Origin of the sequence: Pseudomonas sp. Tn43, from assembly GCF_014192635.1 — a bacterium.
In the GTDB taxonomy this organism is placed as follows: Bacteria; Pseudomonadota; Gammaproteobacteria; order Pseudomonadales; family Pseudomonadaceae; genus Aquipseudomonas.
The window spans coordinates 228,228-250,748 of sequence record NZ_JACHYG010000006.1; the positions used below are offsets into that span (position 1 = coordinate 228,228).

At 59.9% G+C, this 22,521-nt stretch carries 22 protein-coding genes; 7 read left to right on the forward strand and 15 right to left on the reverse strand.

The window, feature by feature from the left end; genetic code table 11:
* Positions 1-65: 65 nt before the first annotated feature.
* Positions 66-1,244: an MFS transporter gene (locus tag FHW68_RS17580; protein ID WP_183681800.1), complete on the forward strand. Its 1,179-nt coding sequence runs from the start codon at positions 66-68 to the stop codon at positions 1,242-1,244.
* A gap of 158 nt (positions 1,245-1,402) precedes the next feature.
* Positions 1,403-2,098: an HPP family protein gene (locus tag FHW68_RS17585; protein WP_183681803.1), complete on the forward strand. Its 696-nt coding sequence runs from the start codon at positions 1,403-1,405 to the stop codon at positions 2,096-2,098.
* A gap of 176 nt (positions 2,099-2,274) precedes the next feature.
* On the opposite strand, the gene astA is transcribed toward FHW68_RS17585, so the two are convergent.
* The 7 genes from astA to FHW68_RS17620 form a co-directional block, all read right to left on the reverse strand.
* Positions 2,275-3,309, reverse strand: coding sequence for an arginine N-succinyltransferase (gene astA / locus FHW68_RS17590; RefSeq protein ID WP_183681806.1), 1,035 nt, complete (start codon positions 3,307-3,309; stop codon positions 2,275-2,277).
* Entirely contained in the window at positions 3,306-4,250 is a 945-nt protein-coding gene (ctlX, locus tag FHW68_RS17595) for a citrulline utilization hydrolase CtlX (protein ID WP_095634001.1), read from the reverse strand. Before ctlX ends, astA begins: the two co-directional genes overlap by 4 nt.
* Positions 4,251-4,538: 288 nt before the next feature.
* Positions 4,539-5,018: an Lrp/AsnC family transcriptional regulator gene (locus tag FHW68_RS17600; protein WP_095634002.1), complete on the reverse strand. Its 480-nt coding sequence runs from the start codon at positions 5,016-5,018 to the stop codon at positions 4,539-4,541.
* A 12-nt stretch (positions 5,019-5,030) separates the two neighbouring features.
* Positions 5,031-5,792: an ABC transporter ATP-binding protein gene (locus tag FHW68_RS17605; protein WP_007900193.1), complete on the reverse strand. Its 762-nt coding sequence runs from the start codon at positions 5,790-5,792 to the stop codon at positions 5,031-5,033.
* 53 nt (positions 5,793-5,845) lie between these two features.
* Positions 5,846-6,556, reverse strand: coding sequence for an ABC transporter permease (locus tag FHW68_RS17610; protein ID WP_095634003.1), 711 nt, complete (start codon positions 6,554-6,556; stop codon positions 5,846-5,848).
* A complete protein-coding gene (locus FHW68_RS17615) occupies positions 6,553-7,278 on the reverse strand; it encodes an ABC transporter permease (RefSeq protein WP_095634004.1) in 726 nt (241 codons plus the stop codon). The genes FHW68_RS17610 and FHW68_RS17615 overlap by 4 nt, the downstream gene beginning before the upstream one ends.
* Before the next feature lie 76 nt (positions 7,279-7,354).
* Positions 7,355-8,134 carry a transporter substrate-binding domain-containing protein gene (locus FHW68_RS17620; protein ID WP_095634005.1) on the reverse strand — a complete coding sequence of 260 codons (780 nt, stop codon included), beginning with the start codon at positions 8,132-8,134 and terminating at the stop codon, positions 7,355-7,357.
* Between the two features lie 447 nt (positions 8,135-8,581).
* Here FHW68_RS17620 and FHW68_RS17625 point away from each other — a divergent pair, with 447 nt between their 5' ends.
* Both FHW68_RS17625 and FHW68_RS17630 read left to right on the forward strand, forming a co-directional pair.
* Positions 8,582-9,688 carry an enoyl-CoA hydratase/isomerase family protein gene (locus tag FHW68_RS17625; RefSeq protein WP_095634006.1) on the forward strand — a complete coding sequence of 369 codons (1,107 nt, stop codon included), beginning with the start codon at positions 8,582-8,584 and terminating at the stop codon, positions 9,686-9,688.
* A gap of 3 nt (positions 9,689-9,691) precedes the next feature.
* Positions 9,692-10,843, forward strand: a complete 1,152-nt coding sequence (locus FHW68_RS17630) for an acyl-CoA dehydrogenase family protein (RefSeq protein ID WP_095634007.1) — start codon at positions 9,692-9,694, stop codon at positions 10,841-10,843.
* Positions 10,844-10,983: 140 nt separating this feature from the next.
* Here the strand turns inward: FHW68_RS17630 and FHW68_RS17635 are convergent, their stop codons facing one another.
* The 7 genes from FHW68_RS17635 to pssA form a co-directional block, all read right to left on the reverse strand.
* On the reverse strand, positions 10,984-11,757 hold the full coding sequence (locus FHW68_RS17635; RefSeq protein ID WP_183681809.1) for an enoyl-CoA hydratase: 774 nt from the start codon (positions 11,755-11,757) through the stop codon (positions 10,984-10,986).
* 14 nt (positions 11,758-11,771) lie between these two features.
* A complete protein-coding gene (locus FHW68_RS17640) occupies positions 11,772-12,899 on the reverse strand; it encodes an acyl-CoA dehydrogenase (protein ID WP_183681812.1) in 1,128 nt (375 codons plus the stop codon).
* Between the two features lie 165 nt (positions 12,900-13,064).
* Positions 13,065-14,258, reverse strand: coding sequence for an acetyl-CoA C-acyltransferase (locus tag FHW68_RS17645; RefSeq protein ID WP_095634010.1), 1,194 nt, complete (start codon positions 14,256-14,258; stop codon positions 13,065-13,067).
* A gap of 12 nt (positions 14,259-14,270) precedes the next feature.
* Positions 14,271-15,032: an SDR family NAD(P)-dependent oxidoreductase gene (locus FHW68_RS17650; RefSeq protein WP_183681817.1), complete on the reverse strand. Its 762-nt coding sequence runs from the start codon at positions 15,030-15,032 to the stop codon at positions 14,271-14,273.
* Positions 15,033-15,048: 16 nt separating this feature from the next.
* A complete protein-coding gene (locus FHW68_RS17655; RefSeq protein ID WP_183681820.1) occupies positions 15,049-16,713 on the reverse strand; it encodes an AMP-binding protein in 1,665 nt (554 codons plus the stop codon).
* Between the two features lie 274 nt (positions 16,714-16,987).
* Positions 16,988-18,004, reverse strand: coding sequence for an AraC family transcriptional regulator (locus FHW68_RS17660; RefSeq protein ID WP_183681823.1), 1,017 nt, complete (start codon positions 18,002-18,004; stop codon positions 16,988-16,990).
* Between the two features lie 78 nt (positions 18,005-18,082).
* Positions 18,083-19,426 (reverse strand): CDP-diacylglycerol--serine O-phosphatidyltransferase, encoded by a 1,344-nt coding sequence (gene pssA / locus FHW68_RS17665; protein WP_183681826.1) that lies wholly within the window; start codon positions 19,424-19,426, stop codon positions 18,083-18,085.
* Positions 19,427-19,642: 216 nt separating this feature from the next.
* Here pssA and FHW68_RS17670 point away from each other — a divergent pair, with 216 nt between their 5' ends.
* From FHW68_RS17670 to FHW68_RS17680, 3 genes are all read left to right on the forward strand, one after another.
* Entirely contained in the window at positions 19,643-20,206 is a 564-nt protein-coding gene (locus tag FHW68_RS17670; RefSeq protein ID WP_095631015.1) for a TetR/AcrR family transcriptional regulator, read from the forward strand.
* Between the two features lie 55 nt (positions 20,207-20,261).
* Positions 20,262-20,738 carry a nuclear transport factor 2 family protein gene (locus tag FHW68_RS17675; RefSeq protein ID WP_183681829.1) on the forward strand — a complete coding sequence of 159 codons (477 nt, stop codon included), beginning with the start codon at positions 20,262-20,264 and terminating at the stop codon, positions 20,736-20,738.
* 199 nt (positions 20,739-20,937) lie between these two features.
* Positions 20,938-21,717 (forward strand): TSUP family transporter, encoded by a 780-nt coding sequence (locus tag FHW68_RS17680; protein WP_095631017.1) that lies wholly within the window; start codon positions 20,938-20,940, stop codon positions 21,715-21,717.
* Here the strand turns inward: FHW68_RS17680 and nudC are convergent.
* Positions 21,685-22,515, reverse strand: a complete 831-nt coding sequence (gene nudC, locus FHW68_RS17685; protein WP_095631018.1) for an NAD(+) diphosphatase — start codon at positions 22,513-22,515, stop codon at positions 21,685-21,687. The two genes, FHW68_RS17680 and nudC, sit on opposite strands and share 33 nt — an antisense overlap.
* Positions 22,516-22,521 lie beyond the last annotated feature (6 nt).

A 22,521-nucleotide genomic window follows, 5' to 3' on the forward strand; every position in this document is an offset into this window, starting at 1 on the left:
GATTAGCAGCGACTCGATATCCCGGCGAACACTACAGAATCTAAAATAAGGACATTTGCCCCACCGTGGCCACTTACTCCCTCGTTATTCGCCGCTTGATGATCGTTTCCCTGACCATCGTCGTCAGCCGCGCCATTACCAGCCCGTTGCTCACGCTGTTCCTGAGCAACAAACTCGGCCTCAACCAACAGGACGTCGGCCTGTTGCTGGGCATCGCGGTGTTCATCGCCACGCTGCTCGCACTTTACGGTGGTTACATCATCGACCGCCTTGAAAAACGTCGGCTACTGATTCTGACCATGCTCTCCAGCGCCATCGGTTTCGTGTTGCTGACCTTCGCCGAAAACCTCTACCTGACCACCGCCACCCTGGTGATCACGGAAACCGCCTCGGCACTGTTTTTGATCGGGTCCAAGGCGATCCTCAGCGAAAACCTGCCCGTGGGCCAGCGCGCCAAGGCGTTTTCGCTGCGCTACACCCTGACCAACATCGGCTACGCCACCGGCCCGATGCTCGGCGTGGTGATCGCCGGGGTGCAGCCGCTGGCGCCGTTCCTGATCGCCGGCGGCATCGCGTTCTTCAGTATTTTCCTGATGAGTGGAATTCCCAAAGACCCGACCCAGACACCCGCCATCGGCCAGCCCCAGAGTTTCCTCAAAACCCTGATCACCCTGAAGAACGACCGCACGCTGATCATGTTCACCTTTGGCTGCCTGCTCAGCACCGTGGTGCACGGTCGTTTCACCCTGTACTTGTCGCAATACCTGCTAGTCACCCAAGACACCCAACGCGCCCTGGAAACCATGGCCGCCCTGCTCGCTTGCAACGCCATCAGCGTGATCCTGCTGCAATACCAGATCGGGCGGTTTCTCAAGCGCGAACAACTGCGTTACTGGATTGCCGGCGGCACCAGCCTGTTCATCCTCGGGTTGATCGGTTTCAGCCTGGCTGACAGCCTGGTGAGCTGGTGCGTGGCGATGTTCATCTTCACGCTCGGCGAAATGATCATTTACCCGGCTGAATTCCTCTTCGTCGATACCCTGGCCCCGGAAGCACTGCGGGGCAGTTACTACGGCGCGCAGAATCTCGCGGCCCTCGGTGGGGCGCTGAGCCCGGTGATCTGTGGTTATCTGCTGCTGCACACCCCCGCGCCCACCATGTTTTATGCGCTGAGTGCATTGACGGCGATGGGCGGTTTACTGTGCTTCATGAGCGGTCGGCGCGTGGCAATACTGCAAAAATAATGCACTGAAACAGCATTAATATGAATTTGTCAGCATAAGGAATGATCGGCACACTGTGCGCCGTTCCTCCCCCAATAGTTGGAACTACTTCAAGGGCTTTCTGGGTATCCCAGCTAAGCCTTTTTTTTGCCTCGATTTTTATACGGACCGTTTGCCTCATGTTTGCTCGCTGGTTACCTGCCGCCATCAACACCCGCCCTTCAGAATGGAGCCGCGCCGCCATCGGCATGTCACTGGGCACGATGTTCAGCGTCTGGGTCTGCAGTCAGGTATTCGGCATGCAGGTGGCGCTGCATCTGATCGGGCCACTGGGTGCTTCGGCGGTGCTGTTGTTCGCCGTGTCCTCGGGCGCGCTTGCCCAGCCGTGGTCGATTCTTGGCGGCTACCTGTGTGCGGGCGTGGTCTCGCTGCTGGTCGCTCATGTGCTCGGACGCACCCTCGGCAGCGCTTGCCTGGCGGCGGGCATGGCACTGATTCTGATGTGTTGGTTGCGTTGTTTGCACCCGCCGGCCGGTGCCTTGGCGTTGCTTATGGTGGTGGCAGACCCGGCGACCATCGCCCTGGAGTGGAAGGCCCTCGGCCCGGTGATGCTCAGTGCCTCGACGATGCTGCTCAGCGCATTGGCGTACAACAATCTGACGCGCATTCGTTATCCCAAACGCCCCACTGAACCGGCGCCGATGATGCCGGTACCCGACAGCCAGGCGATCACGGCCGCGGATCTGAAACTGGCCCTCGCCGACATGGAGGCCTTCTACGACGTCACTCCCGAAGACCTCGAGCAGTTGATCCATGCCAGCGAGCTGCATGCCAAGCGCCGTAGTATTGGTGAAGTGCTGAGCAGCAGAACCTGACACCTTGTAGCAGCTGCCGAGCCTGCGAGGCTGCGTTCGGCGGCGAAGCCGTCGTGAAGTCAGGCTATGCGGTGTTTCAGGAGATCCGCGTATACAGGATTGACGACGGCTTCGCCGCCGAACGCAGCCTCGCAGGCTCGGCAGCTGCTACAGTCGCATTTCGCCACAGGGTTTCACTATGCAGCAGACTGCTGGCGCGCCGGCACTGCCAGGCTCACCGCGCGCACCGACGACCCGGCACTCAAGCCCAACGTTTTCGCCGTTTGCGCATCGACGATCAAGGTCCCGGCGGCAACGCGTGCAGGAGCAGCGGTAATCCGGCATTCGGCAAACTGGCGGTTGTGGATCAGGTACGTCGCCGCCTGCTCTCCCGGTGTGCTGATGCTCAGTTGCAGCACCTGACTGTCGCGCACCGCGCGGATGTTGCCCGTGGCGCATTCGATCAGCGGCCCGCCGTCAAAGATGTCGATGTAATCCCGGTGCTCGAACCCTTCTGCCTTGAGCATGCCCAGTGCCGGTTCGGTGTTGGGGTGCACGCGCCCAATGACCGCTCGCGCCGCCTCAGGCAACAGGCAGGTCGGCAGCGGAAACTTGGGCATCAGTTCAGCGATGAAGGTTTTGTTGCCAAGGCCTGTGAGGTAGTCGGCGTCAGCGAAATTCATCTTGAAGAAGTGCCGCCCCAGACCTTCCCAGAACGGTGAAACGCCGTCTTCGTCCGAATAGCCCCGCATCTCCGCGATCACCTTGTCACCGAAGTGCTGGCGAAACTCTGCCAGAAACAGGAAACGTGCCTTCGACAACAAACGACCATTCAGACCGCTGCGGTGATCGGCATGCAAAAACAGCGAACACAGTTCCGAGTGGCCGGTCATGTCATTGCCCAGGAACAACGTCGGCAGTTGCTGATTGATCCCGAGGTTTTTCGACGCGGCAACAAACAGGCCCAGTCGATAGTTGTACCAGGGCTCGCGCAAACCGACAGCGCCTGCCAACGCGCAAATACCGACCGCTTGCTGCTGATCGTTTTCCAGCACGAACAGGTAATCGGCATCGCCGCGCTCGGCCTCGCCTGCAAAGGTTTTCGCCGCCCATTCCAGGCGTTGGCTCAAACGCGCCGCATCGGCTGGCAAGGTGGTCAAACCGGTTCCGGCGCTATGGGCCAGGGCTAACAGGGCCGGCAAATCTGCCGGTGTTGCGGGACGGACAATCATTGCATTGGCTCCTGGGCAGGTTTGGACTGACGTTTCGATAGGTACACTTCGGCCAACATGCAGCGGGCGCTGCCGCCGCCGATGCGTTCAATGGTGTCGATATTCACCGGCAGCGGCGTGCTGTGTGATTCGATCAAACGGCGCTGACCAGCATTCAGCGATTGCCAGGCGGTACGCGACATCACCAACAAGGATTCACCCGCGGCGTTGTGGACTTCCAGCATGTTGCCGGCGAACGATTCCAGCTGCGCCCAGTCCAGCGCGATCACTTCTTTACCGCTATCTTCCAGACGTTTACGCAGGGCCAGACGTTCGCCCGGATGGGTGACGGAGGCCAGGCACGCAATCGCCAGCCGCGTGCCGACACTCATCATCACGTTGGTGTGATAGATCGCCACGCCCTGACGGTCCACTGCGTTGAAGGCGCACAGCTCGTAACCCAAATGATCGACCAGTTGGTCCAGCGCCCTAGCGTGGGTGCGTGTGGAATAGCCGGCGTAACAAACCCGCTGCTGTCGATCCAGCACCATGCTGCCGGTGCCTTCGAGGAACACTTCCTGCTGTTCGAGGCTGGAAAGGTCCAGCAACTGCTCGACGTGGTACTCGTCCCGCAGCCAGTCGAGCACCCCTTTATCGCGCTCCAGGCGCCGGTTATGGCCTTGCATCGGGTACAGCACCAACGTGCCGTCAGGATGGCTGCTCCACCAGTTGTTGGGAAAGATCGAATCGGGGGTGTGCGGGGCTTCGAGGTCGTTATGCACCAGCACTTCGACGCCGTGGCTGCGCAGCGCGGCGACGTAGCCATCGAACTCTTGCAAGGCCTTGAGCTGCACGTCCTCGGACACATCGGCCGGGCGCTGGAAACGGTTGTTTGCCGCCGTGTCCTGATTGAACGAGAAACGTGTCGGGCGAATCATCAAAACGGTATTGGTGGTTTGCATGGGCACAGATTCAATGAGGGTTGAGAGGTGCTCATTGTCTGTTTCGGCGGCGGAAAAACCCGGTTGATAAGGGCTTTGATGGTGATGAAAATGGCTGAAAAAAGTGGTTGGCCCAGCCGATTCGGCGAGGGCCTGTAGCAGCTGCCGAGCCCGCGAGGCTGCGTTCGGCGGCGCAGCCGTCGTCAAACCATGCAACGCGGTGGGTCAGACAAATCGCGTACACGGATTGACGAGGACTTCATCCTCGAACGCAGCCTCGCGGGCTCGGCAGCTGCTACGAAGCAGCGGTTATCCCATGGTGGTCTTGACCATCGCCAATTCCGGATGGCTGACCAGTTTGTCGATGTGCAACTCCGGGTCGTCAAACCAGACTTCGGTCAGCACCCGATAATGCTCCATGTCCCGGCAACGCATGCGCAGGCTGTAGTCGAACGCACCGCTGATCAAACGGCATTCCAGCACCTCTGGACAGCCACGAACCTTGGCCTCAAAAGCTTTTTGCGCTGCCCGCCCGCTTTGGTTCGACAGTGCAACCAACACCAGCAGCGACAGGCCCGGCGTCAGTTTCTTTTCGTCCAGAATAGCCCCGTAACCACGGATAACCCCGAGCTGTTCGAGTTTGCGCACCCGCTCCAGGCACGGCCTGGGCGTGAGGTGTACGCGCTCGGAAAGCTTTTGATAAGTAATGCGCCCTTCGTGGCGCAGCACTTCGATAATTGCCTGATCGATACGATCAAGCACGATCGACAGATCGCGGATATCCGCCATGTACGTCTTGCCTCACTTCAAACGACCCGATAGGAATTGCTGTAAACGTTCACTCTTTGGCTGGTCGAGGATGGTTGCATCACCTTGCTCTTCGACCCGCCCCTGATGCAGGAACAGCACCTGGCTGGAGACTTGCCGGGCAAAGCCCATTTCATGGGTCACCATCAACATGGTCCGGCCTTCTTCGGCCAGCGCCTGAATCACCTTCAACACCTCGCCCACCAGTTCCGGATCGAGGGCCGAGGTCGGCTCGTCGAACAACAGAATCTCCGGTTCCACGGCCAACGCCCGGGCAATCGCCACGCGCTGTTGTTGCCCGCCGGACAGAAACGCCGGGTATTGATCGGCCACCCGTTGTGGCAAACCGACCTTGTCCAGATACGCCCGCGCGCTCTCTTCGGCGGCCTTGCGGCTGACACCCAGCACCCGACACGGCGCCAGTATGATGTTTTCCAGCACGGTCAGATGGCTCCACAGATTGAAATGCTGGAACACCATCGCCAGGCGTGTGCGCAAGCGCTGCAACTGCGCCGGGTTGGCGACTCGCATGCCGCCTGCGCCTGGGCGAGTGATGACTCGCTCACCGTCCAGCACAATCGCGCCTTCGTCCGCCCGCTCCAGAAAATTGATGCAACGCAGCATGGTGCTTTTACCCGAACCGCTGGCACCGATCATGCTCACTACATCGCCAGCCCGTGCGTTCAACGAGACGCCCTTGAGCACTTCATTGTCACCAAAACGTTTATACAGATTTTCAACCGTGAGTTTGTACATGCGTAAGTCTCCAGCAGCGCGTGCTTGGGCGCTGCTCTGGATGAAAAGAGGAATTAGTGCGCCGGCCCGAGGAAGCTCAACCAGCGCTTCTCCGCCAGACGAAACGCACCGACCAGGCCGAATGACAGTGCGAGGTACAGCAGGCCGGCAATACCGAAGGCCTGAAACGTCATGAAGGTCGCGGCATTGGCGTCCCGGGCGACTTTTAGAATGTCGGGAATGGTCGCGGTGAACGCCACCGACGTGGCATGCAACATCAGGATCACTTCGTTGCTGTAATACGGCAGCGCCCGGCGCAATGCCGAAGGCAGGATCAGCCGCAAGTACAGGCGCCAGCCGCTCAAGCCATAGGCATGGGCCGCTTCGATCTCCCCGTAAGGAATGCTGCGGATCGCCCCGGCGAAGATTTCCACGGTGTAGGCACAGGTGTTGAGCGTGAACGCCAGCAAGGTGCAGTTCATCGCATCGCGAAAGAACGCTTCGAGCAACGGTTGCGAGCGGACCACGGCGATGCCGTAGATCCCGCTGTAGCAAATCAGCAACTGGATATACAGCGGTGTGCCGCGAAACACATACGTGAACAGCTGGACCGGCCAGCGCAGCAGGCCCCAGCGCGAAGTGCGCATAATCGCCATTGGCAACGACAGGAAGAACCCCATCACGATGCTCGCCACCAGCAGCCACAAGGTCATTGCCAAGCCGGTGAGGCTGTAGCCGTCGCTGAACAGAAAGGGTTTCCAGTATTCGGCAATCAACTCGATCATCGCGCCATCCCCCGAACGCCCTGGTTATAACGCCGCTCGAGCACTCGCAAGACGTAGTTCGACGCGCTGGTGATCAGCAGGTACAGCGCCCCCGCCAGCAGCAGGAAATCGAGCATGTTGAAGGTACTTTTACCGGCTTCCTGCGCGACTTTGACCAGGTCCGACAAACCGATGATCGACACCAGCGCCGTGGCCTTGAGCAATACCAGCCAGTTGTTGCCCAGGCTCGGCAAGGCGAACCGCATCATTTGCGGGAACACCACGAAGCGAAACCGCTGCCAGCGGTTCAGACCAAAGCACGCGGCGGCTTCCTGCTGGCCGCGCGGCACGCTCATGATTGCCCCGCGAAAAGTCTCGGTGAAATACGCGCCGTAGATGAAGCCCAGAGTGATGACCCCGGCCACAAACGGATCGATTTCCATGTAAGGCCAGTTCATCGCTTCGGTCAGGCTGCTCAGCCAGCCCTGCAAGCTGTAGAAAATCAGCAGCATCAGCACCAGGTCAGGCACCCCGCGAATCAGGGTCGTGTAGAAGGTCGCGGGCAGGTTCAACAGTTTCAGCGGCGACAGCTTGGCCGCCGCGCCGAGCAGCCCCAAGGCCATGCTCACCAGCAGCGACAGCGCCGATAATTTGAGAGTGACCCAGGTGCCATGCAGCAACAAAGGGCCATAGCCTTGCAGGGACGAAAGATCGACCCCGATCAGATTCAGAAAGGAATTCACGCCAGTCACCTGTCTTGAGGCGCCCGTTTGCAAGCGCTGCGCCTGTTGTCAGGGCGCAGCGCTCGGGGCGCGAGGATCAGTTGTTGTAGAGGTCCAGATCGCCGAAATGCTTCTGCTGGATCTGTGCGTAGATGCCCTTTTCATGCAGGGCCTTGATGGCGGCATTGAGCATGCCTTTGAGCTCTTCGTTGTCCTTGCGGATGCCGATGGCGATTTCCGAAGGCACCAACGGGTCGCTGATGCCTTCGCTGTTCTGGAAATCCGCCCCTTGGGGAGACATCAGAAAGCTCATCTGCGCTTGCAGCTTGTCCTGGATCGACGCATCGAGACGCCCGAAAACCAGGTCGGCGTAAACCTGGTCCTGGTTCTGATAAGCGCGCAATTTCACCCCGCCCGGTCCCAATTTGGCCTTGGCGTAGGTTTCCTGGATGGTGCCCTGCATGTAACCGATGGTCTTGCCTCGCAGCGATTCGGCTGTGGGCAACAGGCCGGAGTCCTTGCGGGTGACGATGGCGGTCGGCCCGGCATACAGGCGATTGGTAAAGTCGATTTGTTTTTTGCGCGCATCGGTGACGGTCATCGAGGACTCGATGGCGTCGAACTTTCCTGCCTTCAGGGCTGGGATCAACCCATCGAAGTCATTACTGATCCACACGCACTTCAACTTAAGCTCGGCACAGATTGCATTGCCCAAGTCCACGCCAAACCCCTGCACGCCGCCATCGGCGGTGGTGGATTCAAAAGGCGGGTAACTGGGGTTGACGCCGAATCGCAGCTCTTTCCACTCCTTGGCGCTGGCAACCGTGGAACAGCACAGCAATGCCAGTAGCGATACGCTCAGCCATCTAGTCTTCATCTTCTTGAATCCCGATTTATTTGGAATTATCGCGGCCGGGCTAACCAGGCCACCTTTATGGGCAGGAACAGAGAGTCGATGCGGTTCACACCGCAACAGCGTTCTTATTGTTTTGCACAAGGTGCTTGTTACAGACCGGCACCTGGCCGAAACCCCTCGACACAAGGTTTCAAACCCGCGTCCAGAATGCCAACAGAAGCTCGGCGGCAGGTGTCGTTAGGACCGATGCAGACCCCCCTATTACGCTGATAAGGTGGTTTTCACAGCCGAATCGGTCGTGAGCGCCCGTACCTGTGCGTTTTGAGGAATACATTCGCGCCCGACATCACAAAAATGCAAACAGCACCTGCACGTATCCCGGTTGTACATCACAAATTTGCACTGATACGATCCAGCATCGCTCGCGCGCGAGCCTCTATAAAGAACAATAAAAGCAGGGAGTTAGTGATGACTGCTCAAGTTTCATCCCCGACCACACAGTCCATGGATGCCACGCAAAACGAGGTGTTGGCCGAGGTTCGCAATCACATCGGTCACCTCACCCTCAATCGCCCCGCCGGCCTCAACGCCATTACCCTGGACATGGTTCGCAGCCTGCAACAGCACCTGGATGCATGGGCCGAAGATCCGCAGGTAAACGCAGTGGTGTTGCGCGGCGCAGGTGAGAAAGCTTTCTGTGCCGGCGGCGATATTCGTTCGCTGTACGACAGTTTCAAAAACGGCGATACCCTGCACGAGGACTTCTTCGTCGAAGAGTACGCCCTCGACCTTGCCCTCCATCACTATCGCAAACCGGTCCTGGCCTTGATGGACGGCTTTGTGCTGGGCGGTGGCATGGGCCTGGTGCAAGGCGCCGATTTGCGGGTGGTCACCGAACGCAGTCGCCTGGCGATGCCGGAAGTGGCCATCGGTTATTTCCCGGACGTTGGCGGCAGCTACTTCCTGCCGCGCATCCCCGGTGAGCTGGGCATTTATCTGGGGGTCAGCGGCGTGCAGATTCGTGCCGCCGATGCGCTCTATTGCGGCCTGGCCGACTGGTATCTGGAAAGCGCCAGCCTGAGCGCGCTGGACGAGCAACTTGATCACCTCCAATGGCACGACACGCCACTCAAGGACCTGCAAGGCGTGCTGGCCAAACTCGCCGTGCAGCAATTACCGGTAGCGCCCCTGGCGGCGTTGCGGCCGGCCATCGATCACTTCTTCGCCCTGCCCGATGTGCCGAGTATGGTGGAACAACTGCGTGCAGTGACCGTCGCCGACACTCATGAGTGGGCCACGGCCACCGCCGACCTGCTCGAAAGCCGTTCGCCGCTGGCCATGGGCGTGACTTTGGAAATGCTGCGACGGGGTCGGCAGTTGAGCCTGGAACAGTGCTTCGCCCTCGAGTTGCATCTGGATCGCCAGTGGTTCGAACGCGGCGATCTGATTGAAGGCGTGCGCGCCTTGTTGATCGATAAAGACAAGAACCCGCGCTGGAATCCGCCGACTCTGCAGGCGCTGGACGCCGGGCACGTGGCGAGTTTTTTCACCGGGTTCGACCCAAGCTGGAGCTGAGCCATGCACGATATCGAATTGAGCGAAGAGCAAGTCATGATCCGCGACATGGCCCGGGATTTTGCCCGCGGCGAAATCGCGCCCCACGCACAAGCCTGGGAAAAGGCCGGCTGGATCGATGACGGTCTGGTGGCGAAGATGGGTGAACTGGGTCTGCTGGGCATGGTGGTGCCCGAGGAATGGGGCGGTACTTATGTCGACTACGTCGCCTACGCCTTGGCGGTGGAAGAGATTTCCGCCGGTGACGGCGCCACCGGCGCGCTGATGAGCATCCACAATTCCGTGGGCTGCGGGCCGGTGCTCAACTACGGCACCGAAGAGCAAAAACAGCAATGGCTGCCGGATCTCGCCAGCGGCCAGGCCATCGGCTGCTTCTGCCTTACCGAACCCCAGGCCGGGTCCGAGGCGCATAACCTGCGTACCCGCGCCGAATTGCGCGACGGCCAGTGGGTGATCAACGGCGCCAAGCAATTCGTCAGCAACGGCAAACGGGCGAAACTGGCGATTGTGTTTGCCGTGACCGATCCGGAGCTGGGCAAGCGCGGCATTTCGGCGTTTCTTGTGCCGACCGAAACCGCGGGTTTCATTGTCGATCGCAGTGAACACAAGATGGGCATCCGCGCTTCCGACACCTGCGCCGTGACCCTGAACAATTGCACGGTTCCCCAAGCTAATTTGCTGGGCGAACGTGGCAAAGGCCTGGCCATCGCCCTCTCCAACCTCGAAGGCGGCCGCATCGGCATCGCCGCGCAAGCCTTGGGCATCGCCCGGGCAGCGTTCGAAGCGGCGCTGGTTTATGCGCGGGATCGGGTGCAGTTCGACAAGCCGATCATCGAGCACCAAAGCATCGCCAACATGCTGGCCGACATGCACACCCGCTTGAACGCGGCGCGCTTGCTGATCCTGCATGCCGCACGGTTGCGCAGTGCTGGCAAACCGTGTCTGTCGGAGGCTTCACAGGCCAAGCTGTTTGCCTCGGAAATGGCCGAGAAGGTTTGCTCCTCGGCGATACAGATTCATGGCGGGTATGGCTACCTGGAAGACTACCCGGTGGAGCGTTACTACCGGGATGCGCGGATCACGCAGATTTATGAAGGGTCGAGCGAGATACAGCGGATGGTGATTGCCCGGGAACTCAAGCACTACCTGGTCTAAGAAGATCGTTCCCACGCAGAGCGTGGGAATGATCGGTGAAAGCATCGCGAGCAGGCTCGCTCCCACAGTGGATCTCCAGTGTTCATGAGATCCCTTGTGGGAGCGAGCCTGCTCGCGATGGCGTCAATCAGAACGTTGTATTACTTGCCTTGAAACTCGGCCTCACGCTTGGCAATAAACGCCGCCATCCCTTCCTTCTGATCCTGCGTGGCAAACGCCGCATGGAACACCCGGCGCTCAAAGCGCACGCCTTCCGACAGGCTGACTTCAAAGGCGCGATTGACGCTTTCCTTGACCATCATCGCAATCGGCAGCGACTTCCTGGCAATCAGTGCCGCGACTTTCAGCGCTTCTTCCAATAACTCGTCCGCCGGCACGATGCGCGCAACAATGCCGCAACGTTCCGCTTCCACCGCATCGATCAAACGACCGCTCAGGCACATTTCCATGGCCTTGGCCTTGCCCACCGCACGGGTCAGGCGCTGGGTGCCGCCCATGCCCGGCAACACGCCGAGGTTGATTTCCGGCTGACCGAACTTGGCGTTGTCGCCCGCCAGGATGAAGTCGCACATCAACGCCAGTTCACAACCACCGCCCAAAGCGAAACCGCTGACCGCAGCGATGATCGGCTTGCGGCGGTTGGCCACGCGATCGCTGTCGCTGAACAGGTCATCGAGGTAGATCTGCGGATACGTAAGCTCCGCCATTTCCTTGATGTCGGCACCGGCGGCGAAGGCTTTTTTCGAGCCGGTCAGCACGATGCAACCGATGTTCGAATCGGCTTCCATCCCATCAAGGGCGTGGTTCAGTTCGCTGACAATTTGCGCATTCAACGCATTCAAGGCTTGCGGACGGTTGAGGGTAATCAGGCCGACGCGGCCGTGGGTTTCCAGCAAAATCGTTTCGTAGCTCATAGGTGGACTCCTTCTCAAAGATTGCGCGAAATGACCATGCGCTGAATATCGCTGGTGCCTTCATAGATCTGGCATACCCGCACGTCGCGGTAGATCCGCTCCAGCGGGAAGTCGTTCAGGTAACCGTAACCGCCAAGGGTTTGCAACGCCGACGAGCAAACCTTCTCGGCCATTTCCGAAGCGAACAGCTTGGCCATGGACGCTTCGACCAGCGCCGGTTTACCGCTGTCGCGCAACGCCGCCGCGTAATGCACCATCTGCCGGGCGACGGCGATCTGGGTGGCCATGTCCGCTAACCGGAAGGCCACCGCCTGGTGTTCGATGATCGGCTTGCCGAAGCTCTCGCGTTCACGAGCATAGTCGCGGGCCGCTTCAAATGCGGCGCGGGCCATGCCCACCGATTGCGAGGCGATGCCGACACGACCGCCTTCGAGGTTGGCCAGGGCGATCTTGTAGCCTTCGCCCTCCTCGCCCAGTCGATTGGCCACCGGGACTTTCACACCCTCGAAGAGGATCTGGCAGGTGTCTGAGGCGTGCTGACCGAGCTTGTCTTCGACTCGCGCGACTTTATAACCCGGTGAATCGGTCGGCACGATCAGCGCCGTGATGCCGCGCTTGCCGGCACTCGGGTCAGTCACTGCAAACACAATCACCACCCCGGCGTTTTGCCCGGAAGTGATGAACTGCTTGCAGCCGTTGAGCACGTAGTGATCGCCGTCCAGCCGAGCCCGGGTTTTCAAGCTGCTGGCATCAGAACCGGCTTGCGGTTCGGTCAGGGCAAACGCACCGAGCATCGCGCCGCTGGCCAGTGGCTTGAGGAAGCGCTCTTTCTGCTCGTCGTTGCCGAACTTGAGGATCGGCACGCAACCCACCGAGTTGTGCACGCTCATGATGGTCGAGCAGGCGCCATCACCCGCAGCAATTTCTTCCAGCGCCATGGCGTACGCCAGGTAACCGGTGTCGCAACCGCCCCACTGCTCCGGCACCAGCATGCCGAAGAAGCCCAGGTCGGCCATCTCGCCGATGGCCTCCTTGGGGAAGCGGTGTTCGCGGTCCCATTCGGCGGCGAACGGTTTCAGCCGTTCCTGGGCAAACTGCCGGGCCGCGTCGCTGATCTGAAGTTGTTCGTCATTGGGAATCATGCCAAGTCCTTAAAAATTTGCCTTCGTACAAAATGCCTGTCAGTTGAAACACAGGACCTGTGGGAGCGGGCTTGCCCGCGATAGCGATCTGTCAGGCAACATCCTTGGCGCCTGTAAAACCGTCATCGCGGGCAAGCCCGCTCCCACAAGGATTGGCGTCAGCCCTTAATACAGGCATTCCACAGCCATGGCCGTGGCTTCGCCGCCGCCGATGCAGATCGCTGCAACACCGCGTTTCAAACCTTTCTGGCGCAAGGCCGAGAGCAAAGTCACGAGGATCCGCGCACCGGATGCACCAATCGGGTGACCCAACGCGCAGGCACCGCCGTGGACGTTGATCTTCTCGTGGGGGATTTCCAGCCTGGTCATGGTCACCAGGCTGACCACAGCGAAGGCTTCATTGACTTCAAACAATTCGACTTCGTCCAGAGACCAGCCGGTTTTCTTCATCAGCTTATTGATCGCGCCCACCGGTGCCACCGGGAACAGCCCCGGTGTGTCGGCAAACGCGGCATGACCGTGAATCACGGCCAGCGGTTTCAGGCCTTGTTTCTCGGCTTCTGAACGGCGCATCAACACCAATGCCGCCGCGCCGTCGGAAATCGAACTGGAGTTCGCCGCGGTCACGGTGCCACCGTCGCGGAACGCCGGTTTCAGCGAGGCGATCTTGTCCAGTTTGGCTTTTGGCGGTTGTTCGTCGTGGCTGATCAGCACCTGCTCTTTGCCGACGGTCACGGTAAGCGGCACGATCTCGGCGGTGAAACTGCCGTCCTTGATCGCCTGTTGAGCGCGGGTGGTCGAAGCGACGGCAAACGCGTCCTGAGCTTCGCGGGTAAAGCCATTGGTTTCAGCGCAATCCTCGGCGAAGGTGCCCATCAGGCGCCCCTTGTCGTACGCGTCTTCGAGGCCGTCGAGGAACATGTGATCGAGTACCCGGCCATGGCCCATGCGGTAACCGCTGCGGGCGCGGTCCAGCAGGTATGGCGCGTTGGACATGCTTTCCATGCCCCCGGCGACGACCACATCGGCACTTCCGGCGATCAGCTTGTCGTGAGCCAGAATCGTGGCTTCCATGCCCGAGCCGCACATCTTGTTCAGTGTCGTGCAACGGGTCGATTTATCCAGCCCGGCACCCAGCGCCGCTTGCCGCGCTGGCGCCTGGCCGAGGCCGGCGGAGAGCACGCAGCCGAACAGCACTTCTTCTACGGCTTCAGGGGCGATACCGGCGCGTTCGACGGCCGCACGAATCGCTGCGGCACCCAACTGCGGTGCGGTCAGGCTCTTCAATTCGCCCTGAAAACCGCCCATCGGGGTACGGACGGCGCTGACAATAACAATCGGGTCGTTGGAAAGTGTCATGACAAATCCTCCTTATTTGGCGGCCATGCGCAAGGCACCGTCGAGACGGATCACCTCGCCGTTGAGCATGCTGTTTTCTATGATATGCCTGACCAGCGCGGCGTACTCGCCCGGCTTGCCCAGACGCGGCGGGAATGGCACACCTGCGGCCAGAGACTGGCGAACTTCCGGGGTCATGCCGGCCATCATCGGCGTTTCGAAAATGCCGGGAGCGATGGTCATCACGCGGATGCCGAAGCGCGCCAGTTCACGGGCGGCGGGCAAGGTCAGGCTGACGATCGCACCTTTCGAAGCCGAATACGCGGCCTGACCGATCTGGCCGTCGAAGGCCGCCGCCGAGGCGGTGTTGATGATCACACCACGCTCGCCATCTTCATCGGCTTCGGTGTCGGCAATCGCCGCCGCCGCCAGACGCAGCATGTTGAAACTGCCGATCAGGTTGACGTTGATCACCTGGCTGAAACTGTCCAGTGCATGCGGACCGTTCTTGCCGAGGATTTTCTCGCCACGCACGATACCGGCGCAATTGACCAGCCCATTGAGGCCACCAAACGCTTTGACCGTCGCCTGCACCGCCGCTTGCGCAGCCGCTTCATTGCTGATGTCGGCCACCACGCTTTGCGCGCCCAGTCGTGCAGCCTGCGCCGCGACGGCTTCGGCGTTCATGTCCACCAGCATTACCTTGGCGCCGGCGGCGATCAGCATTTCAGCGGTGGCGGCCCCGAGGCCGGATGCACCGCCGGTGACGAGGAAAACCTTGTTTTCGATCTGCATCATTGTTTCCTTGGGTTCAAGCTGAAACGTTCTTCGCGGCGGCCTCTTGAGCCTTGGCGATTTCCTGGTTGCGCAAGATAAAGCGCTGCAATTTGCCGCTTGGGGTTTTCGGCAACTCGCTGACAAATTCGATTTCACGGGGGTACGCGTGCGCCGCCAGACGCTTGCGCACGTGTTGGCGCAGCTCTTCGGCCAGTGCAGGTTCGCCACGGTAATGCGGGCTGAGCACGACGAAGGCTTTCACCAGCTCAGTGCGCTCCGGATCGGGCTTGCCGACCACCGCCGCTTCGACCACCGCCGGGTGTTCGACCAACGCGCTTTCCACGTCGAACGGGCCGACGCGGTAGCCGGAGGTGGTGATCACGTCGTCGCTGCGGCCGACGAAGCTGATGCTGCCGTCAGGATTCCATTCGACGGTGTCGCCGCTCAGGTAATAGTTACCGACAAAGGCTTTGGTTGGCACGCCTTCGTAACCGCCAAACCAGCACATCGGCGACTGGGTCCGGTCGATGGCCAGAATGCCTGGCTGACCGACGCCCAATTCTTTGTATTCGTCGTCGAGCACTACCACGCGATGGCCCGGCGAGGCGAAACCGGCAGCGCCGACGTGTACCGGATGCTCGAGGCCATGGTGATTGCACAGAACCATGCCCAATTCGGTCTGGCCGTAATGGTCGTGGATCACCACACCGAGGTTATCGGCGAACCAGCGAATCACTTCCGGGTTCAGCGGTTCGCCGGCGCTGCTGACGATGCGCAACTTGCCCTTGATCGAGCGAGAGAATTCATCGCCACCGGCAATCAGCAAGCGATAGGCCGTCGGCGAACCGGTGAGGTTGGTGATCCCGTATTTGTTGATCACCCGGCAGGTGCTTTCGAGGGTGAACGGGCCATCGTAAAAGGTAATCGGGTGCCCCATCGCCATCGGCCCGGTGACGCCGAAATAGATGCCGTAGGCCCAGCCCGGATCGGCGACGTTCCAGAACGCGTCTTCGGGGCGCAGGTCCACCGCGTCACGGGTGTAACTCTGGAACGCGACGATCGCCTTGAGCGGCACCGACAGCGCTTTCGACGGCCCGGTGGTGCCCGAGGTGAACATCAGCAGGAACGGGTCTTCGCCGGTCAGCAATACCGGTTCGCAGACGCTTGAGTAGTTGGCCAGTTCGGCCCAGAAACTGAAATCACCCCGAACAATACCTTGGCCTTTCGGGCCGCCAACCGTGACGATGGTCGGGCAGTCGGCGACTTCAGCGAGCTTCGGGCGATTGACGGCATCGGTTACCACGACTGCGGCGCCAGAGCTGTTGAGGCGATGTTCGATGGCTTTCGGGCCGAAGGCGGTAAACAGCGGCTGATAGACCGCGCCGATGCGCCAGGTGGCGAACACGGTGATCAGTAATTCAATGTTGCGGGGCAGGAGGCCGGCGACTTTATCGCCCTTCTTCACGCCTTGGGCCAGCAGGAAATTGGCAAACCGCGCAGCTTTGTCCTGCAAGTCACTGAACGTGTAAGTCGCGCTGCTGCCATCGCGACCTTCCCAGAACAACGCGATGCGTCCCGGCAAGGCATGCCGGTCGCAACACTCGACGCAGGCATTGAGCGCGCTTAACGACCCGGAGAGCGCGGCATCGACGGTGTGCTGATAATTGAACTGTGACGTAGCAGACAAGTAATCGCGCATTGCCAGAATCCCTGTGTGTTTTTATTAGGTTGGGGGAACCGTAAACAACAGGGAAATACTCGCTCTGCGCGGGGCGCGGGACAATGGTCAAAGCTATCAAGTTGGGTGACTGGTTTGGCCAAGGTTCAAGGGATGTGGCGCCTGTAGGTGATCCCTGTAGGAGCTGCCGAAGGCTGCGATCTTTTGATTTTGATCTTCTGGCTGTATCGAGAGCCGCACAAAATCAAGATCAAAAGATCGCAGCCTTCGGCAGCTCCTACGGGAGCGAATTCCGTCAAGTGGATTCGTTAAGAATCAAACTCCGATAATGCCCAGGATTGGACCCCGACCACTTGCGAAAGGCCTTGTAGAACGAGCTGGTGTCGGCAAACCCCAAACGGGTGGCGATTTCGGCGAAGCTGATGGCAGGCTCGGCCAGCCAGACGATCGCCAGCTCCTTGCGCACACTGTCTTTGAGCCCTTGATAAGTCTGGCCCTCTTCGGCCAGGCGGCGGCGCAGGGTCGAGGCGGACATGCACAATCGCTGCGCCAGCGCCTCGGTTTCCGGCCAGTGCTCGGCGGGCAATTGCCGCAAATTGTATTTGATTCGGCTGGCCAGGCTCTCGGGATCGCGGTACTTGACCAGGATATTCGCTGGCGCATGAGCGAGGAATCGCTTCAGTTCTTCAGGGCTGCGCTTGATCGGCAAATCCAGGCAGTCAGCCGAGAAAATCATCCGCGTGCGCGGCCGGTCGAACCGCAGGTTCTCGGAGAACATCACCCGATAGTCATCGCAAAAATCCGGCGCCGGGCAGCGCAACTCGATGGCCAGGATCGGTATCCGCCGCCCCGCCAGCCAGCAGGCCACGCCGTGTACGATCATCCAGTAAGTGAAGTAGGTGAAGGCACGGCGCGGGTCTTCGTCGTCCTCCAGCAGGACGATTTCCGCCAGGCTTTGCTGGCGCACCAATTGCGCGGGCAAGCGCTCGAGCATCAACGACAGAAAGCTCAAGCCCGAGGTCAGCGCGGCGGACAGGGTCGGCTGAGCCATGGAGCAGCGACACAGAAACTCCAGACTGCCGGACTTGAGTTTGCGCGGGTCCATGCCAAAGAATTCATCGTCCCCGCGCCGGGCCAGCAAGCGCCACAGCCGTGCATAAGCAGTGGCCGGAACACGGGCGTCGCTGGTTTGCAGCAGCGCAGGATCGATGCCGACCTTATTCAACACCTCTGCGGTGGCAGCGCCCGGGGCGCAACTTTGCAACAGCGCTTCACGCACCAGTTGAACGGCGATGGTGTCTTTTTCCGACATTGACCGAGGCGAGCCTTGTTGTTTGAGTGGTGAGCATATTAACGCACAGGCACCACACCTGCCTCGCCGTGCGGGGACCTACAAAATCCGATACAACAACCGCTCGATCCGTACCCGGCTCACACGCTTGAGAAACTTGGCCACCCCCGCCGGATAATCCGGCAGCGTTTCCAGATCCTGATACCGCTCGATGCGGCGGGTGTGCAGGAAAATCTCCGCCAGCTCTTTGTCACGCGGCGCCAGTAATTCGCCTTTCGGATCATCGATCAGCAACGCGTTTTCCAGGTCGAGACGGAATGCACGCGGGTTGAGGTTGTTGCCGGTCAGCAAGGTGTAGCGCTGATCGATCCACATGCCCTTCAGGTGATAGGTGTTGTCATCATCTTTCCACAAATGCAGGTTCAGCCTGCCACTGTCGATGCTGCGCTGATGGCGTTTGGCGAAGCGCCGCAGGCTGATTTCGTAAAGGTAGGGCAGCGCCGCGATCACCTTGAACGGTTCGCTGGGCGGGATGTAGAAATCGTTGGCGGTTTTGTCGCCGACGATGATGTCGATCTTCACCCCCCGCGCCAGCGCCCGGTTGATTTCCCGGGTTACGGCCAGCGGCAGGTTGAAGTACGGCGTGCAGATGGTCAGCTGATGCTGGGTGCTGGCAATCAGCTCGCAAATCACCCGACTCAACGGGTTGTTCTTGCCCACACCGAGCAATGGACTGACCGATAAACCGCCCTTCACCGTGCTGCCTGCCGTGGTGTCGTATGCCGCATGCTTTAAACGGCTGCGCAAATCGCCAATGTCGTGACGCAAGCTGCGGGTGGTCGGCAGGTTCGGCAGGTCTAGGCGATGCACCGCTTGGGAGGCGATCAGGCCGTGCTGAATCAGGTGCTGCATCGAATCGGCCAGCGCCTGATTCTGCAATAAGTGATAACGATCGAAGCGGTACTTGCCGAATTTATGCAGGTAAACATTGTTCAGGCTCGCGCCGCTGTAGAGCACGCAATCATCGATCACGAAGCCCTTCAAATGCAGCACGCCGAACAGCTCGCGAGTCTGCACCGGTACGCCGTACACCGGCACAACGCTTTCGTGGGTCCGGGTCATCTCCTGATACCAGGCCGCGTTGCCCGGCTGCTTGCCGGCACCGATCAAACCGCGCTGGGCGCGCAACCAGTCCACGACCACCACCACGTCCAGTTCCGGGCGCGCCAGTTTGGCGGCATGCAGGGCATCGAGAATTTCCTGCCCGGCCTCATCCTGTTGCAGGTACAGCGCGACGATATAGATGCGCCGGGTTGCCTGAGCGATTTGCTCCAGCAGGCAACGACGGAATTCGGCAGCGCCGGAGAGGATGGTGACGGCATCGGCGGTCAGCGGAAAACTGCGCAGTTTAGGCAGCAGAGAGCGTTTGAAAAGCGACGGCATAGGGCTCGCAAAGGGTCGAATCCGAAGAACCCGAGAGCTTACACCATGGATGGGTTTGGGTCTTGTTACTGTCTGTAATGGCCTCTTCGCGGGCAAGCCTCGTTCTGCGGTTGATTGCATTCCCCTGTAGGAGCGAGGCTTGCCCGCGAAGACAATCTGACAACCACCACAAATAACTTCTTGACCAAGGAGAACGATCATTCTACTGTTCGCTACATGAACGAAATCACTAGCAACGACACACGCGACATCATTCTGGATGTCACCGAAAAGTTGATCTACAAAAGTGGCATCGCGGCCACTGGCATGGATCTTCTGGTGAAAACCGCCGGCGTTTCCAGAAAAAGTATTTACCGCTACTTCGCCAACAAGGAGGAGCTTACCGTCGCGGCCCTGCAACGCCGTGATGTGCGCTGGATGCAGTGGTACCGAACGGAAGTCGGCAAGGCAAAAACCCCGGCCGAGCGGCTGCTCAACCTGTTTACCGTGCTCAGGACCTGGTTCGATTCCGAAGGCTTTCGCGGTTGCGCCTTCATTAACACCAGCGGCGAAACCGGCGATGCCCAAGACCCGGTTCGCCTGGTTGCCAAAGACCACAAACAGAAACTGCTCGACTACCTGTGCGAGCTCTGTACCGAACATGGCGCTACAGACCCGGAGACGCTGGCCAGACAGCTGCTGATCCTGATCGACGGTGCCATTACCGTAGCGCTTGTGATGGGTGATCACAGTGCCGCCGATAATGCGCAATGCATGGCGCGAAAGTTATTGGACCTGTAACACTTTAAATAAGCCGACAACTTGCTGGAACATTAATTTGATAGGGAGACTTGATATGTCTACTGCCGAAGTTCGTCCGCCATTGCCACCCTTTACCCGGGAATCGGCCATCGAAAAAGTTCGCTTGGCCGAAGATGGCTGGAACTCCCGCGACCCGGAACGGGTGTCGCTGGCCTATACCCTGGACACACAATGGCGTAATCGCGCCGAGTTCGCTCACAACCGCGAAGAAGCCAAAAGCTTTCTGACCCGTAAATGGGCCAAGGAATTGGACTACCGGCTGATCAAGGAGCTTTGGGCCCATGGCGACAACCGTATCGCCGTGCGTTATGCCTACGAATGGCATGACGATTCGGGCAACTGGTTCCGTTCCTACGGTAACGAGAACTGGGAGTTCGACGAGAACGGCTTGATGTTCAACCGTTACGCCTGCATCAACGATATGCCGATCAAGGAAAGCGACCGCAAGTTCCACTGGCCGCTGGGTCGCCGACCGGATGATCACCCGGGCTTGTCCGATCTGGGTCTGTAACTTCACCTCACCTCGATGATCGTTCCCACGCTCCGCGTGGGAATGCATCCCATGACGCTCCGCGCCACATCCGAAGCGCACATACCGGCATTCCCACGTAAGGCGTGGGAACGATCGGCTGTATCAGGATAACTTTATGGGTAAGATACCGGCCTTCCCCGCAGCCCATCTTCTGCGCCCTGCCGAATAAGCCGATTCCATGCCTTTCGAACTCAGCGTTGACCTCACTACCCTGGCCGTTCTGGCTCTCGTCGCTTTCATTGCCGGTTTTATCGATGCCATCGCTGGCGGTGGCGGTCTGTTGACCACCCCGGCGCTGCTGACCGCCGGCCTGCCGCCGCACTTGGTACTGGGCACCAACAAACTCAGTTCGACCTTCGGCTCGGCCACCGCCAGTTTCACCTTCTACCGGCGCAAGCTGTTTCATCCAAGGCAATGGATGCACGCCATTGTCGGCACGCTGGTGGGCGCACTCACCGGTGCCGTGGTCGCTCATTACCTGCCGGCGGAATGGCTGAACAAGATGCTGCCGGTGATCGTGTTCGCCTGCGGTCTGTACCTGTTGTTCGGCGGCACACCAAAGGCGCCACTGGACAGCGACGCACCGATCAAGAAGAAGTGGCAGTCGAGCCAGGGCTTCAGCCTCGGCTTCTACGACGGTGTGGCCGGTCCGGGAACGGGGGCGTTCTGGACCGTCAGCAGCCTGCTGCTCTACCCCATCGACCTGGTCAAGGCCAGCGGCGTGGCACGCAGCATGAACTTCGTCAGCAACATCGCGGCGCTGTCGGTGTTCATCTTTTCCGGGCAGGTGGACTGGATCATCGGCCTGAGCATGGGCCTGTCGGTGATGGTCGGCGCCTTCTTCGGCGCGCGCACCGCCATCAGCGGCGGTGCGAAATTCATTCGCCCTGTGTTCATCACCGTGGTGCTCGGCCTGACCGTCCGGTTAGCCTGGCAGCACTGGTTCAGCGTGGCCTAAGCGCCGCGCCACATAGACGTCGATGAGGTAACGGGCAATCGAGCGCGACGCCGGCAACGGCGGCAGCTCATGCACGTTGAACCACTGGGCGTCTTCGATCTCGTCCTCCTGACAGACAATCTCGCCACCGGCGTACTCGGCATGAAAACCGAGCATCATCGAATGCGGGAACGGCCAGCACTGACTGCCCATGTACTGGATGTTCTTGACCTCGATCTGCACCTCTTCGCGGACCTCGCGAATCAGGCAATCCTCGGCCGATTCACCCGGCTCGGCAAACCCCGCCAGCGTGCTGTAGACCCCGGTGACAAAACGCGGCGAGCGAGCCAGCAGAACCTCGTCGCCACGGGTCACCAGCACAATCATGCTCGGTGAAATGCGCGGATAGTGGCGAATATCACAAGGTTCACAGTACATCGCTCGCTCACGGGGCACCTGGTTCATCACCTGCCCGCAATTGCCACAAAAACGGTGTTCACGGGCCCATGTACCGATTTGCGCCGCGTAGCCAAGCACCTTGTAGACGGTGTGATCGTCCTCGAGCATGAACGCTCGCAAGCCTTTCCAGTTACAGCCTGGCACGTCGCTGTGACTACGCAGCTCCAGCAAGTAGACCGGTTCGCCATCCAGAAGACCAATGCCATGCTCGCCGAGAATCGACAGGTCCTGGCGCTTGAGCCATTCGCGCGGAAACAGCGCGCCATTGTCATCGAACAAAAAACCTTCAGGGCTGCGCGCCACGGCCCAGCCGCCGGGTTGATCGGTGTCCAGTACTGCGGTGGTCCAGCGTGAAATCATGGTTAA

Bases quoted from the DNA above. Each gene is read 5' to 3' on its own strand.
- FHW68_RS17585 (WP_183681803.1), top strand. From the start codon at position 1,403: ATGTTTGCTCGCTGGTTACCTGCCGCCATCAACACCCGCCCTTCAGAA.
- astA (WP_183681806.1), bottom strand. From the start codon at position 3,309: ATGATTGTCCGTCCCGCAACACCGGCAGATTTGCCGGCCCTGTTAGCC.
- ctlX (WP_095634001.1), bottom strand. From the start codon at position 4,250: ATGCAAACCACCAATACCGTTTTGATGATTCGCCCGACACGTTTCTCG.
- FHW68_RS17600 (WP_095634002.1), bottom strand. From the start codon at position 5,018: ATGGCGGATATCCGCGATCTGTCGATCGTGCTTGATCGTATCGATCAG.
- FHW68_RS17605 (WP_007900193.1), bottom strand. From the start codon at position 5,792: ATGTACAAACTCACGGTTGAAAATCTGTATAAACGTTTTGGTGACAAT.
- FHW68_RS17610 (WP_095634003.1), bottom strand. From the start codon at position 6,556: ATGATCGAGTTGATTGCCGAATACTGGAAACCCTTTCTGTTCAGCGAC.
- FHW68_RS17620 (WP_095634005.1), bottom strand. From the start codon at position 8,134: ATGAAGACTAGATGGCTGAGCGTATCGCTACTGGCATTGCTGTGCTGT.
- FHW68_RS17625 (WP_095634006.1), top strand. From the start codon at position 8,582: ATGACTGCTCAAGTTTCATCCCCGACCACACAGTCCATGGATGCCACG.
- FHW68_RS17630 (WP_095634007.1), top strand. From the start codon at position 9,692: ATGCACGATATCGAATTGAGCGAAGAGCAAGTCATGATCCGCGACATG.
- FHW68_RS17635 (WP_183681809.1), bottom strand. From the start codon at position 11,757: ATGAGCTACGAAACGATTTTGCTGGAAACCCACGGCCGCGTCGGCCTG.
- FHW68_RS17640 (WP_183681812.1), bottom strand. From the start codon at position 12,899: ATGATTCCCAATGACGAACAACTTCAGATCAGCGACGCGGCCCGGCAG.
- FHW68_RS17645 (WP_095634010.1), bottom strand. From the start codon at position 14,258: ATGACACTTTCCAACGACCCGATTGTTATTGTCAGCGCCGTCCGTACC.
- FHW68_RS17650 (WP_183681817.1), bottom strand. From the start codon at position 15,032: ATGCAGATCGAAAACAAGGTTTTCCTCGTCACCGGCGGTGCATCCGGC.
- FHW68_RS17655 (WP_183681820.1), bottom strand. From the start codon at position 16,713: ATGCGCGATTACTTGTCTGCTACGTCACAGTTCAATTATCAGCACACC.
- FHW68_RS17660 (WP_183681823.1), bottom strand. From the start codon at position 18,004: ATGTCGGAAAAAGACACCATCGCCGTTCAACTGGTGCGTGAAGCGCTG.
- pssA (WP_183681826.1), bottom strand. From the start codon at position 19,426: ATGCCGTCGCTTTTCAAACGCTCTCTGCTGCCTAAACTGCGCAGTTTT.
- FHW68_RS17670 (WP_095631015.1), top strand. From the start codon at position 19,643: ATGAACGAAATCACTAGCAACGACACACGCGACATCATTCTGGATGTC.
- FHW68_RS17675 (WP_183681829.1), top strand. From the start codon at position 20,262: ATGTCTACTGCCGAAGTTCGTCCGCCATTGCCACCCTTTACCCGGGAA.
- FHW68_RS17680 (WP_095631017.1), top strand. From the start codon at position 20,938: ATGCCTTTCGAACTCAGCGTTGACCTCACTACCCTGGCCGTTCTGGCT.
- nudC (WP_095631018.1), bottom strand. From the start codon at position 22,515: ATGATTTCACGCTGGACCACCGCAGTACTGGACACCGATCAACCCGGC.